We start from the raw sequence: 566 nt of genomic DNA, 5'->3' as shown, positions 1-566 counted from the left end.
AAATCCGTCGCGCTGTCCGGCGTGACCGCGGGCAACACCGCGCTGTGCACGGTCGGCAAGACCGGCAACGATCTGCACTATCGCGGCTACGACATTCTCGATCTTGCCGGCGCGTGCGAATTCGAAGAGATCGCTTATCTGCTGGTTCACGGCAAGCTACCGACCCAGGCCGAACTGACCGCCTACAAAACGAAGCTGAAGTCGATGCGCGGCCTGCCCGCCAACGTGAAGGCCGCGCTCGAATGGATTCCGGCCGCCGCGCATCCGATGGACGTGATGCGCACCGGCGTGTCGGTGCTCGGCACCGTGCTGCCCGAGAAAGACGATCACAACCTGCCCGGCGCGCGCGATATCGCCGACAAGCTGATGGCCTCGCTCGGCTCGATGCTGCTGTACTGGTATCACTACTCGCACAACGGCAAGCGCATCGAGGTCGAAACCGACGACGATTCGATCGGCGGCCACTTCCTGCATCTGCTGCATGGCGTCGAGCCGTCGAAGGCGTGGGTCGACGCGATGCACGTGTCGCTGAACCTGTACGCGGAGCACGAGTTCAACGCGTCGAC

General features: G+C 63.6%; 1 protein-coding gene. It reads left to right on the top strand.

Features of this window, described 5'->3' with window-relative positions:
* The coding region (locus EVC45_RS45080) for a citrate/2-methylcitrate synthase (protein WP_306770887.1) at positions 1 to 566 on the top strand (566 nt) is incomplete at both ends.

The sequence above is a fragment of the Paraburkholderia sp. UYCP14C genome (assembly GCF_004197395.1).
Classification (GTDB): domain Bacteria; phylum Pseudomonadota; class Gammaproteobacteria; order Burkholderiales; family Burkholderiaceae; genus Paraburkholderia.
The sequence above is the reverse complement of the archived record's forward strand: the minus strand, read 5'-3'. Positions and strand labels throughout refer to the sequence as shown.